This window comes from Micromonospora sp. NPDC048947, from assembly GCF_040649495.1.
In the GTDB taxonomy this organism is placed as follows: Bacteria; Actinomycetota; Actinomycetes; order Mycobacteriales; family Micromonosporaceae; genus Micromonospora; species Micromonospora alfalfae.
In genome coordinates, this window is record NZ_JBEZFO010000012.1 from 95,235 (window position 1) to 111,422 (window position 16,188).

Genomic DNA, 16,188 nt, shown 5'->3' on the forward strand with positions numbered 1-16,188 from the left:
CCTTGGCGATCAAGGTTCGGTGACGAGGGTGTTGCGTGGGACCGAATCGGCCTCATAGCGGCTAGTGTTAGGGCAGAACGTTCAAGCCCCCCGGGGAGGTGGGACGTGGCAGCACGTAGCGACGACGCGGACTCGCGCGCCGCACGGTGGGAGAAGGAAGCCCACGATCTCTCCACGCAGGTCGCGTTCCTGCAAGAGGAACTCGCCCTGGTGCGGCGCAAATTGACCGAAAGCCCCCGACACGTCCGGCAGCTCGAAGAGCGGCTGGCGGCCACCCAGGCACAGTTGGCGCGGCTGACCGAGAACAACGACCGGCTGGTGAGCACCCTCAAGGAAGCTCGCACGCAGATCGTGACGCTCAAGGAGGAGATCGACCGGCTCGCGCAACCGCCGAGCGGTTACGGAGTCTTCCTGGCCAAGCACGAGGACGGCACGGTGGACGTCTTCACCGGTGGCCGCAAACTGCGGGTCGCGGTCTCGCCCTCGCTCGACGTGGGTGACCTGCGGCGCGGCCAGGAGGTCCTGCTCAACGACGCGCTCAACATCGTCGACGCGTTCGGTTACGAGCGGGTTGGCGAAGTGGTGATGCTCAAGGAGATCCTGGAGGGGCCGAACGGCGGGCCGGGCGACCGGGCGCTGGTGGTCTCCCACTCCGACGAGGAGCGCATCGTGCACCTCGCCGAGACGCTCATCGGCTCGGCGATCCGGGCCGGCGACTCGCTCATGATCGAGCCCCGCTCGGCGTACGCGTACGAGCGGATCCCGAAGAGCGAGGTCGAGGAGCTGGTCCTGGAGGAGGTGCCCGACGTCGACTACGGCGACATCGGTGGCCTCCAGTCGCAGATCGAGCAGATCCGCGACGCGGTGGAGTTGCCCTTCCTGCACGCGGACCTGTTCCGCGAGCACCAGCTCCGCCCACCGAAGGGCATCCTGCTCTACGGCCCGCCCGGCTGTGGCAAGACGCTCATCGCCAAGGCGGTGGCCAACTCGCTGGCCAAGAAGATCGCCGAGCGGCAGGGCAAGGAGAAGCACACCAGCTTCTTCCTCAACATCAAGGGCCCGGAGCTGCTGAACAAGTACGTCGGTGAGACCGAGCGGCACATCCGGCTGATCTTCCAGCGTGCCCGGGAGAAGGCCGGCGAGGGCACGCCGGTGATCGTGTTCTTCGACGAGATGGACTCGATCTTCCGGACCCGCGGCTCCGGTGTCTCCTCCGACGTGGAGAACACCATCGTCCCGCAGCTGCTCAGCGAGATCGACGGCGTGGAGGGGCTGGAGAACGTCATCGTCATCGGCGCCTCCAACCGGGAAGACATGATCGACCCGGCGATCCTGCGCCCCGGTCGCCTCGACGTCAAGATCAAGATCGAGCGACCGGACGCCGAGGCGGCCAAGGACATCTTCTCCAAGTACATCCTCTCCGGGCTGCCCCTGCACCCGGACGACCTGGCCGAACACGGCACCGACCCCCAGGCGACGGTCGCGGCGATGATCGACGCCGTGGTGCTGCGGATGTACTCGGAAACCGAGGAGAACCGATTCCTCGAGGTCACCTACGCCAACGGTGACAAGGAAGTCCTCTACTTCAAGGACTTCAACTCCGGCGCGATGATCCAGAACATCGTCGACCGGAGCAAGAAGATGGCCATCAAGGAGTTCCTCACCTCGGGTCGCAAGGGGCTGCGCCTTCAGCACCTGCTCGACGCCTGCGTCGACGAGTTCCGCGAGAACGAAGATCTCCCCAACACCACCAACCCCGACGACTGGGCGCGCATCTCCGGCAAGAAGGGCGAGCGGATCGTCTACATCCGCACGCTCGTCTCCGGCGGCAAGGGCGCCGAGGCCGGCCGGTCCATCGAGACCGCCAGCAACACCGGCCAGTACCTCTGACCCCAACAGCGAGGGTGCCCACCATCCGGTGGGCACCCTCGCTGCGGGTATGTCAGAGCGTCGGTCAGGCAGCGAAGATCCACCGCTTCGACACCACGTAGTTCGCCGCCGACAGCGACGCCGTCACCAGCAGCTTCGCCAGCAGGTACGGCGTGCCCGCCCAGGTCAACGCGGACACCAGGACCACGTTGGCGGTCAGGTTGGCGAGGACCAGCGCGAAGTAGCGCCCCACCTGCGGCACCATCTGGGCGGACGAGCCGAACGACCACGCCCGGTTCAGCCCGAAGTTGACCCAGAACGAGGTCAGGAACGACATGCCGGCCGCAACCGGCAGGACAATCCGGAGAACTCCGTGGTACACGAAGAGTGATCCCGTGTCCACGGCAACGCTCAGACCTCCGACGACCAGAAACCGCACAGCACTGTGTCGGGACAGGTGGCGGACGGAATCGGCAACAGGTGACAGCAAAGAGTTCTCCAAGGGGGGACCCGGAGCGGTGAGGACGACGAGGGAGTCTATCGTCTGTCCATCCACCCAGCGGGGCCTGCCCGCGCGAGCCGCGAGGTTGACGTGCCTGATCCCGGAAGAGTGACGCCGCCGGCCACCGACGGAAGCCCGGCAGCCACCGTGAGTACAAGCCGACGGCACTGGGCCCTCGCCTTCGCCGCGTTCTTCCTGATCATCTTCGCCTGGTCGATGGCCGCCCCCTACGACGGCACCCCGGACGAGCGCGAGCACATCGTCCGAGCGGCCGGCGTCGCCGCCGGGCAGATCGCGCCCCCTCCCGCCGATGCGAAGAAGGGCACCGGCGCCTTCCAGACGGTCCCCGGCGGTCTCGTCCGCGAGCAGTGCTGGCAGTTCAAGAAGGAAGTCTCGGCGGCCTGCGCCCAGCCCCCCGGCAGCGACGACACACCGACCCGCGCCGGCACCGGGGCCGGTCGTTACTTCCCCGCCTACTACGCCCTCGTCGGCGCACCCACAGTGCTCTGGCCCGGCTGGTCCGGCGTCCTGCTCGCCCGCATGATCAGCGCCCTGTGCTGCGCCGCGCTGCTCGCCTGCGCGTACGTCGTGATCCGCAACCGCTCCCGCCGCGGCCTCATGTTGGGTGCCCTGCTCGTCGTCACCACCCCGATGGCCGTGCACATGGCCAGCGCAGTCAACCCGAACGGCCTGGAGATCGCCGCCGGCATCGCCTTCTTCAGCGCTGTCATCCCCCTGCTGCTCGGCCCACCCGGCCCACGGCGCGGCCTCATCGTCCTCGTCGGAATCAGCGCGCTGCTCCTCGCGGTGCTGCGCCAGACCGGCCCGCTCTGGCTGGCGACCGCCTTCATCGCGTTCGCCTTCCCGTTGCGCCGCAGCAACCTCCTCGGCCTGCTGCGGGACCGGGCCGCGCAGCTCTGGGCAGGTGGCATCGTCCTGTCGACACTCGCCGTGCTCGCCTGGTCCGTCCGCCAACAGACCTCCGACCTCGGCAACTACTCCGCCGACCGGCTCACCTACGGGCAGGCGGCCCTGCGCGAGGCCGACCGGTGGCGGGGATACCTCGACCAGATCGTCGGGGTCACCTCCTGGCTGGACACCCGGATGCCCGCCCCGCCGTACCTGATCTGGCAGCTCGTCGCCGGAGCGCTGCTGCTCATCGGGGTCGTCTGGGGCAGCACGCTCGACCGGTGGCGGCTGCTCGTGCTGCTCGGCGGCGGCGTGGCCGTCCCCTCCCTGATGCAGATCGCCCTGGTCAACGAGAGCGGCTTCGTCACCCAGGGCCGCTACATGCTGCCCATGCTGGTCGGTGTCCTGCTCTACGCCGCGTGGATCGCCGAACAACGCGGCTTCGAGGTCGCCCGGGCCCGCTCGTTCACCCGACTCGCCGTGCTGCTCCTGCTGCCGATCCAGCTCTTCTGCCTGGCGTACACGATGGTCCGCTGGCAGAACGGCCTGCCCGCCAACATCGGACTGAGCAGCCTCAACCCCCTCGCCGGCGACTGGCATCCGGTGGTCGGCTCGGTGATTCCGCTGCTGAGCGCCAGCCTCGGCCTGGTGCTGTTCGGGTGGCTCGTCTGGACCACCCGCCCCGCCGCCACCGACGAGCCGACGCCGCCCGCTGAGCATTCCGACACCGAATCCAGCGAACTGTTCCGGCCCGCCGGCACTCACCTGCAGAGTGCAGGTGCTCAGGGCGGACTACGCTCGACCTGACGGGGGACCGGGTCGGGCGAGCGAAGCGGGTAGGTCGATGAGCGTAAGACGGATCATGGGCACCGAGGTCGAATACGGCATCTCCGTGCCCGGGCAGGCCGGAGCCAACCCGATGGTCACCTCATCGCAGGTGGTCAACGCCTATGGGGCACGCCCGGAACTCAACCGGGGCGGCCGGGCCCGGTGGGACTACGAGGAAGAGTCGCCGCTGCGCGACGCTCGTGGCTTCACCTACTCCGGCGCCGCGTACGACCCCGCCGAGGCTCTCGCGGACGAAGACCTCGGCCTGGCCAACGTGATACTCACCAACGGCGCACGGCTCTACGTGGACCACGCTCACCCCGAATACTCCACCCCCGAGGTCACCACCCCCAGGGACATCGTGCGCTGGGACAAGGCCGGCGAGCGGGTGATGGCCGAGGCGTCCCGCCGGGCCGCCACCATCCCGGGCACCCAGCCGATCCACCTCTACAAGAACAACACCGACAACAAGGGCGCCAGCTACGGCGCCCACGAGAACTACCTGATGCGCCGGCAGACGCCGTTCGCCGACATCGTGGCGTACCTGACTCCGTTCTTCGTCACCCGGCAGATCGTCTGCGGCGCCGGCCGGGTCGGCATCGGCCAGGACGGCGGCCAGAGCGGCTTCCAGATCTCCCAGCGCGCCGACTTCTTCGAGGTCGAGGTGGGGCTGGAGACCACCCTCAAGCGGCCGATCATCAACACCCGGGACGAGCCGCACGCCGACGCCGACAAGTACCGCCGGCTGCACGTCATCATCGGCGACGCCAACCTCTCCGAGATCTCCACCTACCTCAAGGTCGGCACCACCGCGCTGATCCTCACCATGATCGAGGAGAAGGCCCTCGGCGCCGACCTCGGCATCGCCGACCCGGTCAGCGAGCTGCGCGCCGTCAGCCACGACCCCTCGCTGACGCACCGGATGCGACTGCGTGACGGTCGCCGGCTCACTGCCCTCGACCTGCAATGGGCGTACCTGGAGCGGGTCCGGTCCTTTGTCGACGACCGGTACGGCACCGACGCCGACGAGCAGACCATCGACGTGCTCGACCGCTGGGAGAGCGTCCTGGACCGGCTCGGCCGCGATCCGATGCTCTGCGCCGACGAGCTGGACTGGGTGGCCAAGCTGCGGCTGCTGGAGGGCTACCGGGAGCGGGAGAAGCTCGGCTGGGGCTCGCACAAGCTCCAGCTCGTCGACCTGCAATATTCCGACGTCCGGCCGGAGAAGGGCCTCTACCACCGCCTGGTCAGCCGGGGGGCGATGAAGACACTGCTCACCGACGACGAGACGCGCACCGCGATGACCGAGCCGCCGGAGGACACCCGGGCCTACTTCCGCGGCCGCTGTCTCGCCCAGTACGCCTCCGAAGTGGTCGCCGCGAGCTGGGACTCGGTGATCTTCGACGTGGGTCGGGAGTCGCTGGTCCGGGTCCCGATGATGGAGCCGGAGCGGGGCACCCGCGCGCACGTCGGGGCGCTTTTCGACCGCTGTGCCAGCGCCAAGGACCTGCTGGAGACACTGACCGGAGGCTGAGATCCGGTGCCTCCGCCGGCAATCACCGTGTGGCATGCTAGGCCGTCCCCCGATCCGTCGACCCACACGGTGATGCGATGCTCCCCTCAGCCCGGCAGGTTGGCCTGCGTGCGATGACCGCTGTACCACTGTCGAACGCGTACGCCGGGCGTGCCAACAGTTTCGGCTTTCTGCGGCTCTGCTTCGCCGTAGCGGTCGTCCTCGCGCACACCGCGGTGATCGGGTACGCCCGACCGTTGACCGAGGTCGTCGACGTGGCCGGTCTGGGGGTGGCCGGCTTCTTCGGCATCTCCGGCTTCCTCATCACCCGCAGCGCCCGGCGGGCCAGCCTGCCCCGCTACCTGTGGCACCGGGCCCTGCGGATCTGGCCGGGCCTCTGGGTGTGTCTGCTGTTCATCGGCCTGGTGGTGGCCCCGATCGTCTGGTACGCCGATCGCGGCAATCTGGACGGCCTGTGGCGGCACCCGGCCGGCGTGGTCAACTTCCTGCAGGCGAACTGGTGGGGTGGCTACCGCCAGCAGGGCATCGTCGACGTCTTCCGGGACACGCCGTACGGCGACCTGGTGCGTAAGAGCGTCCTCGACGGCTCACTCTGGACGCTCAGTTACGAGATCTTCTGCTACCTGATCGTGGCTTCGCTGGCCGTGGTGGCGGTGCTGCGCCGTGCCCGCTGGCTGGTGCTCGCGGCCGCCGTTGTCGTCTTCGGTCTGCTGCTCTGGAACCAGTACGAGGCGCTGCGCTTCGGCGGATCGACGTACTTCACCAGCGGCTCCGTCGGTACGCTGCCGCTGCTCGGCGCGCTCAGCAAGATCTGGTTCCTGCGGTTCGGCTTCATGTTCCTGGTGGGGGCCGTCGCGGATCTGTACAGCGACAAGCTCCCCATCAGCGACGTCCTCGGCGTGCTCGCCATCGTCGTGGCCGGCTGGCAGACCCTGGAGGGCCACCTGTTCGGCCCGGCGTTGCTCGCCTACGAATACGCCATCCTCTACCTCGCGGTCCGGTTGCCGCGGCTGCTGCACCGCGTGGGCCAGAAGAACGACTACTCGTACGGCATCTACATCTACTCCTTCGTCGTGCAGCAGATGCTGGCCTGGCTGGGGGCGGCTGCCTGGGGCTTCGTCGGCTACTTCGTTGTGGTCATGGTCTGCACCGTCTTCCTGGCGTTCCTGTCCTGGCATCTGGTGGAGAAGCAGGCGCTGCGGTTCAAGGACTGGACGCCCCGCCTGCGGCGTGGGGCACCACCGGCGGAGGCGTCGGGGGAGGGGCAGCGTGAGCCGGAGCGGGTGCCGGTGCCGGTCCCGGCCTCGGCCCCGGCCGACGCGTCGGCTCCTCGGAGCTGACCGCTTCGCCGCAATCGAACACCCCCGGACCCGAACACGGCGGACGTGAGGGCTTTCTGTCGCCTGCGCGGGGTAGATTTCATCCCAGACGATCGTGGAGGAGACAGCCATGGCCACTCATGACAGCGGCGGTCAGTCGCAGTCCGGCAAGTCCCGTCAGGGCGAGGAGATCGAGGACGTCACCACGGAGGCCAACCCCGAGGTGGCCGAGCGGCACGCCGAGATCACCGAGGACGTCGACGACCTCCTCGACGAGATCGACTCCGTCCTCGAAGAGAACGCAGAGGAATTCGTGAGGGGCTACGTGCAAAAAGGAGGTCAGTAGACAAAGAGGGCAATTCAGACATGGCTCTCTTTGGAGAAGTGAAGGAGAAGCACGGCCGCGAGGTGCGGGAAGCGCGCCGACCCGCAACATCTGGACCACGATCATCGCACCGGATGGGTGCGCGGGATACTCTGCTTCAACTGCAACGGTGGTCTTGGCCAGTTCCGTGACAGTCCGATGAGGCTGGCCAGGGCGATCACGTACCTGAGAGGAACCACGTGGCAGCGGGCTTTGATCCATCCGGGCGTCTTCCAGATGTGTTCACCAACGCGGGGACGTCCTCCTTCACGACGTTTCTGAGTCGGGTGGCCCCCGAGATGTTGCCCGGTCGGCGACCGCTGCCGCCGGGCATGGCCGCCGACCTGGCGCCGCACGCGACCACCATCGTGGCCATCGCGGCCGCCGAGGGTGTGGTGATGGCGGGCGACCGACGGGCCACCATGGGCAACCTGATCGCCCAGCGCGACATCGAGAAGGTGCACCCCGCCGACGCCTACTCGCTGGTCGGCATTGCGGGCACCGCCGGTATCGGCATCGAGCTGATGCGACTGTTCCAGGTGGAGCTGGAGCACTACGAGAAGATCGAGGGCGCGATGCTCTCGTTGGACGGTAAGGCCAACCGGTTGGCCTCGATGATCCGGGGCAACCTGGGGGCGGCCATGCAGGGGTTGGCAGTGGTGCCGCTCTTCGCCGGGTTCGACCTGGCCGCCGCCGACCCGGCGCGCGCCGGTCGGATCTTCAGCTTCGACGTGACCGGTGGCCCGTACGAGGAGACCGGCTACGACGCGATCGGGTCCGGGTCGCTGTTCGCGAAGTCAGCGTTGAAGAAGCGGTTCCGGGCCGGGTTGTCCGTCGACGACGCGACGCGGCTGGCGGTCGAGGCGCTGTACGACGCCGCCGACGACGACACCGCGACCGGTGGGCCGGATCTGACCCGCCGGATCTATCCCGTGGTGATGACCGCGACCGCCGAGGGCACCCGCCGGCTGACCGACACCGAGACGGCGGCTATCGCCGAGGGTGTGGTTGCCGGCCGGATGGAGAACCCGGGCGGTTGAGACCCGCACCTCACCAGTCAGCAGTCGTCAGCACAGCGCCGTAAGGAGAACCGCCGACGTGGCCATGCAGTTCTACGCCTCTCCCGAACAGATCATGCGCGACCGCTCCGAGTTGGCCCGCAAGGGCATCGCTCGGGGTCGCAGCGCGGTGGTCCTCAGCTACTCCGGCGGGGTCCTCTTCGTCGCGGAGAACCTTTCCAGCGCCCTGCACAAGGTCAGCGAGATCTACGACCGGATCGGGTTCGCCGCCGTCGGCCGGTACAACGAGTTCGAGAACCTGCGCCGTGCCGGAGTCCGGATGGCCGACCTGAACGGGCTCAGCTACGACCGGCGTGACGTCACTGGCCGGGCCCTGGCCAACGCGTTCGCGCAGACCCTGGGTGCCATCTTCACCGAGCAGTCGAAGCCGTTCGAGGTGGAGATCTGCGTGGCGGAGGTCGGTGCCACCCCGGAGGCGGACGAACTGTACCGGCTGACCTATGACGGTTCGGTGAACGACGAGCCAGGGCGGATGGCCATGGGTGGTCAGGCCGAGGCGATCACCGGTGTGTTGAAGTCGCAGCATCGGGCGGACATGTCCCTGGCCGAGGCGGTCAGGGTGGCGGTGCAGGCGTTGAGCACCGTCGGTGGTGAGGGCGGTGCCGCCCGGACGATCGCCGCGAACCAGCTCGAGGTGGCGGTCCTGGACCGTCAGCGGATCGGACGGACGTTCCGGCGGATCACCGGTGCCGCGCTGACTGCTCTGCTGGACGGGGATGCGCCGGCCGAGGGGCAGGCGGCGGATGCGGCGGGCGGTCCCGCCGAGCCGGTCGTGCCGACCACTGAGGGGCACAAGCCGACGTCCTCGGCTGGTTCCGCGGACCTGGAGGACCGGCCCGCAGAGGGCGGCGAGCGCTAAGGTTTCGCCCGCTGGTGCCGGGCCCCGAGCAGGGGCCGGCACCAGCGGTCATCCTCGGCGCAGCAGGGGCCGGGCCAGGGCCCAGTAACCGCCGGCGACGGCGTTGAACGCGCCCAGGCCGGGTGTGGTCGGCACACCGGAGGGCGTGACCCGACCGGTCATCAGCTTCGCGATGACCCCGTCTGGCACCCGGCGTTCAGCCTGTAGCTGCCGTCGACGGCCGCGAACCCAGTCGCGGTTGCGCCACAACCAGCCCCAGCCCTGCAGCTTCTGCCGGGACCAGCCGCCGACGACCGCGGCGGTGAGCATTGCGGCCTCGGTGAGCAGCAGCGCCGGGGCGAGCACCACGAGTGTCCGCGCCTCGTAGGCGGTGAGCAGGGTGACCAGTCGGTTCCGCTCGACCAGGTAGAGCTTCAGGGCGTTGCGGGAGAACTCGTAGTGGTGACGCACGACGGCGTCCGGCACGTACTCCAGTCGAAGTCCGCGCTGCCACAGTCGCAGGCTGAGTTCGGTGTCCTCGTGGTACGCGAAGTATTCGGCGGCGAAGCCGTCGAGTTCGCGCCAGAGCTTCCGGCTGATCACGAAGCAGCAGCCGCTGAGGGAGGGTACGGCCCGCCGCTCGGCGTGGTTGCTGGCCGGTTCGCCGTTGCCGCCGGCCCAGGAGAGGCCGGTGAAGTGCAGCGGGTTACCGCTGGTGTTGATCAGCTCGGGGGTGTCGGCCAACCGGATGGACGCCATGGCCGCGCCTATGCCCGCTTCGGCGGCTACGGCGGTGGTCTTGGCCAGGGCGTCGGGTGCGACGACGGCATCGGAGTTGACGAACGCGAGCCAGTCGCCGGTGGCTTCGGCCGCGCCTACCCGGCAGCCGCCGGAGTAACCGGTGTTCTCCTCCGGTCGGATCACCCGTACCCCGGGGAGGCCCTTGACGATGTCGATGCCGTCCCCGGTGCAGCCGTTGTCGACGACGATGAGGTCGATCTCGACGTCGGTGCTGGCCAGCACCGCCTGGGCGGCGTCGACGAGATAGGGCTCCGGGCCGTAGGCGAGCATGACGGCGCTCACCCGGGGTCGGGTCATCGGATGCCTCCGGATGCGGCAGGGGCGACGGCCTCGGCGAGCGGCCGGGTGGGGGTGGTGGGTCGGCGGAAGCCGCCGCGCAGCAGCATCGCCATGGTGGCGGCCACTATGACGGAGCCGATGGTGTACGCCAGTTCGACGCGCAGGGTGACCGGAGCCGGGATCAGCGTCACGGCGATCAGGGCGGTGACGCCGGCGGTCCAGGCGAGGGCCTGGGCGCGGTGCCGGTCGAGGGCGAGCAGGGCCTGGCCGAGCACCATCGCCCACAGGTAGGCGAGCGTGGCGGCAGCCAACCAGGCAAAGTCGCCGTGGCCGAGAACGCCGGGTGCGTCGAAGAGGGTGCCGACCAACCACGGGCCGAGCAGCACGGCGCCGAGGGCGCCGGTGAGGCCGAGCGCGGTGACGATGCCGAGCGCCCGGCGCAGCAGGCTGTGGAAGCCGGCCTGGTCGCCGGTGGTGGCGGTGGTGGCCAGGCCGGGCAGCAGTGACGCCTGTAGGGAGCCGAAGACGAACAGGGGGATGCGGACCAGCACGAGGGCGGAGAGTAGTGCGCCGGCGGCTGCCGCGTCGGAGGGCGCGAGCAGCTGCACGTTGATCACGCCGATGTTCACCACCACCTGCGAGAGCAGGCTGGAGGCGGTGAGCAGGCCGAGGCCACGCAGCAGGGTCGCCCAGGCCACCGGGGGGCCTCCGCCGATGGCGCGCAGCACCGGTGGCACTGTGAGTAGGACGCTGACCAGCGGGGCGGCGACGAGCACGAGCCCGTACCAGACGGGCGACGTCACTCCGGCCAGCCCGAGCAGGGCGACCATGATGATCCGCAGGCCGCCGTCGATCCCGAGTTGAGCGCCGTACCAGGGGAACAGTTGCAGGCCGGAGAGGACACCGCGGGTGGCGTAGGCGACGGCCATCGCGGCGAGTGCGCCGATCAGCACTGTGACCAGGTTGCCGTCACCGGCGAAGAGCTTGTCGGCGAGCGGCTGACGACAGATGGTGACGGCCAACACCAGCACCGCGAGCATCACGGCGGCGACGGTGACGCCGCGGGCCAGTACCGGCCCGGGGGGCAGCCCCTGGCTGTGTCGGGCGGCGACGACCCGGGCGACCTCCTGCTCGATCGGCATGAACACGCCGATGCCGAGGGTGAACACGATCGACCAGAGCACCGACAGGGACGAGTAGTCGGCCTGGCTGAGGCTGTGGCCGGCGACGGCGAGGTGAACGTAGGAGGCGAGCCCGAGAAGGGCCAGCCCGGCACCGACAGCGACGGTGCCGGGCGGGACCAGGCTCAGTAGCCGTCGGATCACCGGCGGATGAGCGCCAGCGTGAGAACGGCGAACGCGCGGCCGAGGTAGACCATCGCCTTGGCGGGGGAGTGGCTGGGTGTGCCCGCCATCCGCTTGCGCATGGCGACCGGCACCTGGCGGATGCGGTAGCCGCGGCGGGCGGTGTGCACGAGGGTCTCCACAGTGTCGCCGAGGTACTCGGCCGGGTACCAGCCGGCGAACATCTCGATGACCCGCCGGTTGGCGGCCCGGAAGCCGGAGGTGGTGTCGGTGAGCTTGGTGCGGGCGACCCGGGACAGCACGGCGGAGAGCATCACCATCGCCCAGCGGCGGGGGCCGCGGACGTTGTAGTCGCCCTCACCGGCGAAGCGCGCGCCGATGACGAGGTCGTTGTCATCGAGCAGGTCGACGAGCTTCGGCACGTACCGGGGGTCGTGCTGGCCGTCGGCGTCGATCTGGATGGCGACGTCGTAGCCGTTGTCACGGGCGTAGCGGTAGCCGAGGCGCATGGCCCCACCGACGCCGAGGTTGTACGGCAGTTTGGCGACCAGGGCGCCAGCGGCGGCGGCGACGGCAGCGGTGCGATCGGTGGAGCCGTCGTCGACGACGAGCACGTCGACGCCGGGCAGTTCGCCACGGACCTCGCCGACGACGTCGGCGATCGAGCCCGACTCGTTGAGAGCCGGGATGATGATCAGTGTGCGCTTGCCGTTAACCATCGGTCGACACCAGTTCGTCTCGGGCTGCCCGGTCCGCGTCGATCTGGGCGCGGAGCAGGGCGAAATCTTCGGCCAGGGTGCGGGTCTCTTCTTCCAGGGCGCTGACCTCCCAGCTGAGGTGTACGCACACCAGCAGCAGGAAGACGATGCCAAGGAAGAGCACCAGGCTGACACCGGAGGCGACGCCGAGGAGTTCGGCGACGTTGTCGAGCAGCCGGGGGAAAAGGGACAGCGGAATCACGATGATCAGTACGGCGAGCCAGAGCATGCCGTACTTCTCGCGCAGCTGACGGCGGCGCAACAGCTCGACGATGGTGCCGAGGAGCAGCAGGCCGGTCAGACCGGTGACGAGGGTGAGCTTCATGCGACCTTCCACGGGGCGGGTGGAGCGGGGGAGTGGAACGCGTCAACCAGGGCGCTGTGCCAGTCTGGAAGCGGAGGCAGACCCACGGCTGCCCAGCGGCTGTGCCCTAGCACACTGTACGCAGGCCGAGGGGCGGGACGCGGATACCGGTCGCTGGTGGTGGGTCGGATCCGATCCGGATCCAGTCCGGCCAGCGAAAACGCGGCGCGGGCCAACCCGTACCAGGTCGTCTGCCCGGCGCAGGTGCCGTGGTAGACGCCGGGCGTGGCGTGACCGGCCAGCGCCGCGTCGGCGAGCGCGACGAGCCGCTCGGCGAGCGCGTACGACCAGGTGGGTTGGCCGTGTTGGTCGTCGACCACGTCGAGGTGTTCGCGCTGGGTGGCGAGTCGGAGCATGGTGGCCACGAAGTTCGGGCCGTGCGCGCCGTAGAGCCAGGCGGTGCGCACGACGTACCCGGTGTCAGGCAGCAGCCGCGCGACGGCCTCTTCGCCGACCAGCTTGCCGCGGCCGTAGGCGTTGACCGGCGCGGTGGGCGCGTCCTCCGGGTACGGGGTGTCCGCGTTGCCGGCCAGGACGTAGTCGGTGGAGACCTGGATGAGCCGGGTTCCGTCGGTGGCGCACGCCGCGGCCAGGTTGGCCACGCCGTGGCCGTTGACGGCGGTCGCCGCCGCCTCGTCGGCCTCGGCGGCGTCGACGTTTGTCCACGCGGCCGCGTTGATCACGAGGTCGTGCCCGGCGACGGCGGCGTGGACCGCCGCGCTGTCGGTGACGTCCAGGTCGGCGCGGGTGGCGGCGGTCACCTTGAGGTCGGGCCGTGCACCCAGCACGGTGACCAGGTCCCGGCCGAGCATCCCGCCCGCGCCGGTGACGAGGAGTCGGGTCATGCGGTCGGCGCGGACTTGAGGGGTTCCCACCAGTTGCGGTTGTCCCGGTACCAGCGGACGGTGTCAGCGAGGCCCTGGTCGAGGGTGATGCTGGGGTGGTAGCCGAGCTCTTCGCTGATCTTGGTGATGTCGAGGGAGTACCGGCGGTCGTGGCCCTTGCGGTCGGTGACCGGGACGACCCGGTCCCACCCGGCGCCGCAGGCGTCCAGGAGCAGGCCGGTGAGTTCCTTGTTGGTCAACTCGGTGCCGCCGCCGATGTTGTAGACCTCACCGGCGCGGCCCTTCTGCTGGACGAGGGCGATGCCCCGGCAGTGGTCGTGCACGTGCAGCCAGTCACGGATGTTGCCGCCGTCGCCGTAGAGGGGGACGGTGCCACCGTCGAGCAGGTTGCTGACGAACAGCGGGATGACCTTCTCGGGGAACTGGTACGGGCCGTAGTTGTTGGAGCAGCGGGTGACGACCACGTCCATGCCGTGGGTGCGGTGGTACGACAGCGCGAGCAGGTCGGAGCCGGCCTTGGAGGCCGAGTACGGCGAGTTGGGCGCGAGTGGCCAGGTCTCGGTCCAGGAGCCCTCGTCGATCGAGCCGTAGACCTCGTCGGTGGAGACGTGCACGAACCGGCTGGTGCCGTGGCGCAGCGCCGCGTCGAGCAGCGTCTGGGTGCCCAGCACGTTCGTGGTGACGAACGGCGCGGCGCCGGCGATCGAACGGTCGACGTGTGACTCGGCGGCGAAGTGCACGATCACGTCGTGCTCGGCCACCACGGTGTCGACCACCGCCGGGTCGCAGATGTCGCCCTGCACGAACCGCAGCCGCGGGTCGTTGCGGACCGGCTCAAGGTTGGCCAGGTTGCCCGAGTAGGTCAGCTTGTCCAGCACGGTCACGACGGCCGGCTCGAGCGGCGGCACACTGTCCGCACTGCCGAGGGGCTTGCCCAGCAGCAGGCGAACGTACTCCGACCCGATGAATCCGGCTCCGCCGGTGACGAGGATCCTCACGGGTCCGGAAGTATACGCGACGGGTGGCGCGGCCCCTGGTATCCGACCCCCGCGCAACGGGTCCGGGTGCGGCTAGGCTTCCCCGATGCGCGGAATCCTACTTGCCGGCGGCACCGGGTCCCGGCTCTGGCCGATCACCCGGGCGGTCTCGAAGCAGCTGATGCCGGTCTTCGACAAGCCGATGATCTATTACCCGCTCTCCACCCTGGTGATGTCCGGGGTTCGGGAGATCCTGGTGATCACGACTCCGGAGGACCAGGACCAGTTCCGTCGGCTGCTGGGCGACGGCAGCCAGTTCGGGCTGCGGCTTGAGTACGTCAGCCAGGAGCGCCCGGAGGGCATCGCGCAGGCGTTCATCCTCGGCGCGGACTTCATCGGCACCGAGTCGGTGGCGTTGGTCCTCGGCGACAACATCTTCCACGGAGTGGGTCTGGGTCGGCAGCTCGCCGACCACCGTGACCCGGTCGGTGGGCGGGTCTTCGCCTATCAGGTGGCCAACCCGCAGGAGTACGGCGTGGTCGACTTCGACGCCGATGGTCGGGTGCTCTCGATCGAGGAGAAGCCGGCCCGCCCGAAGTCCCGCTACGCGGTGCCCGGCCTCTACTTCTATGACAACCGGGTGGTGGACATCGCCCGCAAGCTCACCCCGAGCGCCCGCGGCGAGCTGGAGATCACGGCGGTCAACGAGGTTTACCGGGAGACCGGCGAGCTGGCGGTGACGGTGCTGGATCGGGGCACCGCCTGGCTGGACACCGGCACGTTCACCTCGATGATGCAGGCCGCCGAGTTCGTCCGGGTGGTCGAGGAGCGGCAGGGTCTCAAGATCGGTTGCGTCGAGGAGGTCGCCTGGAGGGCTGGCCTGATCGACGACGCGCAGCTGCGCGCGCTCGCCGAGCCGCTGACCAAGAGCGGCTACGGCGACTACCTGCTCGGTCTGCTCGACGACCAGGCCGGCGACGAGGGGGGTTCCTGGTGAAGATCCGGGAGCTGAGCATCGAGGGCGCCTGGGAGATCACCCCCCAGCAGCACGGCGACCCGCGTGGCATGTTCATGGAGTGGTACCGCTTCGACAAGCTCGCCGAGGTGGTGGGGCATCCGCTGCGACTGGCCCAGGCCAACCTGTCGGTCTCCGCGCGTGGCGTGGTGCGCGGCGTTCACTTCGCCGACGTGCCGCCCGGGCAGGCCAAGTACGTCACCTGTGTGCGGGGCGCGGTCCTCGACGTGATCGTGGACCTGCGGGTGGGCTCCCCGACCTTCGGTCGTTGGGAGGGCGTCCGACTGGACGACACCGACCGTCGGGCGGTCTACCTCAGCGAGGGGCTGGGGCACGGGTTCTGCGCGTTGACCGACGACGCGACGTTGAGCTATCTCTGCTCGGCCACCTACAACCCGACCGGCGAGCACGCGGTGCACCCGCTGGACGAGGAGTTGGGCATCGAGTGGCCCGCCGACGTTCCACTGCTGTCCGCGCGCGACGACGCGGCGCCGACTCTGGCGCAGGCCCGCGAGCGGGGCCTGCTTCCGGAGTACGACAGCTGCCGGCGGTTCGTGGCGAGCCTCGGTCCGGACGGAATGTCGCACTCAACCGGTATGTGAC

At 69.4% G+C, this 16,188-nt stretch carries 17 protein-coding genes; 10 read left to right on the plus strand and 7 right to left on the minus strand.

The genetic code is table 11. The features are described 5' to 3' along the window. The first annotated feature begins 105 nt into the window (after window positions 1–105). On the plus strand, window positions 106–1,890 hold the full coding sequence (gene arc, locus AB0B98_RS18690; RefSeq protein ID WP_030332887.1) for a proteasome ATPase: 1,785 nt from the start codon (window positions 106–108) through the stop codon (window positions 1,888–1,890). Between the two features lie 64 nt (window positions 1,891–1,954). Here the strand turns inward: arc and AB0B98_RS18695 are convergent, their stop codons facing one another. After that, a complete protein-coding gene (locus AB0B98_RS18695) occupies window positions 1,955–2,629 on the minus strand; it encodes a GtrA family protein (protein ID WP_357364054.1) in 675 nt (224 codons plus the stop codon). Between AB0B98_RS18695 and AB0B98_RS18700 the strand changes: the two genes are divergently transcribed. The 7 genes from AB0B98_RS18700 to prcA all read left to right on the plus strand — a co-directional run bounded on the left by AB0B98_RS18700 (window position 2,519) and on the right by prcA (window position 9,263). Next, window positions 2,519–4,087, plus strand: a complete 1,569-nt coding sequence (locus AB0B98_RS18700; protein WP_357364056.1) for a DUF2142 domain-containing protein — start codon at window positions 2,519–2,521, stop codon at window positions 4,085–4,087. The two genes, AB0B98_RS18695 and AB0B98_RS18700, sit on opposite strands and share 111 nt — an antisense overlap. 37 nt (window positions 4,088–4,124) lie before the next feature. Next, a complete protein-coding gene (dop, locus tag AB0B98_RS18705) occupies window positions 4,125–5,642 on the plus strand; it encodes a depupylase/deamidase Dop (RefSeq protein WP_124816943.1) in 1,518 nt (505 codons plus the stop codon). Between the two features lie 113 nt (window positions 5,643–5,755). After that, window positions 5,756–6,982, plus strand: a complete 1,227-nt coding sequence (locus tag AB0B98_RS18710; RefSeq protein WP_357364058.1) for an acyltransferase — start codon at window positions 5,756–5,758, stop codon at window positions 6,980–6,982. Between the two features lie 109 nt (window positions 6,983–7,091). Beyond that, window positions 7,092–7,307 (plus strand): ubiquitin-like protein Pup, encoded by a 216-nt coding sequence (locus AB0B98_RS18715; RefSeq protein WP_030332902.1) that lies wholly within the window; start codon window positions 7,092–7,094, stop codon window positions 7,305–7,307. Between the two features lie 117 nt (window positions 7,308–7,424). After that, window positions 7,425–7,607 (plus strand): endonuclease domain-containing protein, encoded by a 183-nt coding sequence (locus AB0B98_RS18720; protein WP_357364060.1) that lies wholly within the window; start codon window positions 7,425–7,427, stop codon window positions 7,605–7,607. Then, entirely contained in the window at window positions 7,526–8,365 is an 840-nt protein-coding gene (gene prcB, locus AB0B98_RS18725; RefSeq protein WP_210781714.1) for a proteasome subunit beta, read from the plus strand. The genes AB0B98_RS18720 and prcB overlap by 82 nt, the downstream gene beginning before the upstream one ends. Window positions 8,366–8,423: 58 nt before the next feature. Next, entirely contained in the window at window positions 8,424–9,263 is an 840-nt protein-coding gene (gene prcA, locus AB0B98_RS18730) for a proteasome subunit alpha (RefSeq protein ID WP_238672314.1), read from the plus strand. A gap of 48 nt (window positions 9,264–9,311) precedes the next feature. Here prcA and AB0B98_RS18735 read toward each other — a convergent pair whose 3' ends face one another. From AB0B98_RS18735 to rfbB, 6 genes are read right to left on the minus strand one after another with little or no spacing between them, the layout of a single operon-like run. Beyond that, window positions 9,312–10,340 (minus strand): glycosyltransferase family 2 protein, encoded by a 1,029-nt coding sequence (locus AB0B98_RS18735; protein WP_238672313.1) that lies wholly within the window; start codon window positions 10,338–10,340, stop codon window positions 9,312–9,314. Further along, complete coding sequence (locus AB0B98_RS18740) at window positions 10,337–11,647, minus strand: polysaccharide biosynthesis protein (RefSeq protein ID WP_357364062.1); 1,311 nt, start codon at window positions 11,645–11,647, stop codon at window positions 10,337–10,339. The genes AB0B98_RS18735 and AB0B98_RS18740 overlap by 4 nt, the downstream gene beginning before the upstream one ends. Continuing rightward, a complete protein-coding gene (locus AB0B98_RS18745) occupies window positions 11,644–12,345 on the minus strand; it encodes a glycosyltransferase family 2 protein (RefSeq protein ID WP_357272610.1) in 702 nt (233 codons plus the stop codon). The genes AB0B98_RS18740 and AB0B98_RS18745 overlap by 4 nt, the downstream gene beginning before the upstream one ends. Next, entirely contained in the window at window positions 12,338–12,709 is a 372-nt protein-coding gene (locus tag AB0B98_RS18750) for a DUF2304 domain-containing protein (protein ID WP_139584287.1), read from the minus strand. Before AB0B98_RS18750 ends, AB0B98_RS18745 begins: the two co-directional genes overlap by 8 nt. After that, complete coding sequence (rfbD, locus tag AB0B98_RS18755) at window positions 12,706–13,593, minus strand: dTDP-4-dehydrorhamnose reductase (protein ID WP_238672310.1); 888 nt, start codon at window positions 13,591–13,593, stop codon at window positions 12,706–12,708. Before rfbD ends, AB0B98_RS18750 begins: the two co-directional genes overlap by 4 nt. Continuing rightward, window positions 13,590–14,591: a dTDP-glucose 4,6-dehydratase gene (rfbB, locus tag AB0B98_RS18760; protein ID WP_238672309.1), complete on the minus strand. Its 1,002-nt coding sequence runs from the start codon at window positions 14,589–14,591 to the stop codon at window positions 13,590–13,592. Before rfbB ends, rfbD begins: the two co-directional genes overlap by 4 nt. Window positions 14,592–14,676: 85 nt before the next feature. Between rfbB and rfbA the strand changes: the two genes are divergently transcribed. Continuing rightward, window positions 14,677–15,567: a glucose-1-phosphate thymidylyltransferase RfbA gene (gene rfbA, locus AB0B98_RS18765; protein WP_238672308.1), complete on the plus strand. Its 891-nt coding sequence runs from the start codon at window positions 14,677–14,679 to the stop codon at window positions 15,565–15,567. Continuing rightward, the gene (rfbC, locus tag AB0B98_RS18770) at window positions 15,564–16,187 is read left to right on the plus strand and encodes a dTDP-4-dehydrorhamnose 3,5-epimerase (protein ID WP_238672307.1); all 624 of its coding nucleotides are present in this window, start codon (window positions 15,564–15,566) and stop codon (window positions 16,185–16,187) included. Before rfbA ends, rfbC begins: the two co-directional genes overlap by 4 nt. Window position 16,188 lies beyond the last annotated feature (1 nt).

What these genes read in the sequence shown, in the direction of transcription:
- AB0B98_RS18750 (WP_139584287.1), bottom strand. Translation starts at nt 12,709, where the DNA reads ATGAAGCTCACCCTCGTCACCGGTCTGACCGGCCTGCTGCTCCTCGGC.
- dop (WP_124816943.1), top strand. Translation starts at nt 4,125, where the DNA reads ATGAGCGTAAGACGGATCATGGGCACCGAGGTCGAATACGGCATCTCC.
- rfbD (WP_238672310.1), bottom strand. Translation starts at nt 13,593, where the DNA reads ATGACCCGACTCCTCGTCACCGGCGCGGGCGGGATGCTCGGCCGGGAC.
- AB0B98_RS18710 (WP_357364058.1), top strand. Translation starts at nt 5,756, where the DNA reads ATGACCGCTGTACCACTGTCGAACGCGTACGCCGGGCGTGCCAACAGT.
- AB0B98_RS18735 (WP_238672313.1), bottom strand. Translation starts at nt 10,340, where the DNA reads ATGACCCGACCCCGGGTGAGCGCCGTCATGCTCGCCTACGGCCCGGAG.
- rfbA (WP_238672308.1), top strand. Translation starts at nt 14,677, where the DNA reads ATGCGCGGAATCCTACTTGCCGGCGGCACCGGGTCCCGGCTCTGGCCG.
- AB0B98_RS18715 (WP_030332902.1), top strand. Translation starts at nt 7,092, where the DNA reads ATGGCCACTCATGACAGCGGCGGTCAGTCGCAGTCCGGCAAGTCCCGT.
- AB0B98_RS18745 (WP_357272610.1), bottom strand. Translation starts at nt 12,345, where the DNA reads ATGGTTAACGGCAAGCGCACACTGATCATCATCCCGGCTCTCAACGAG.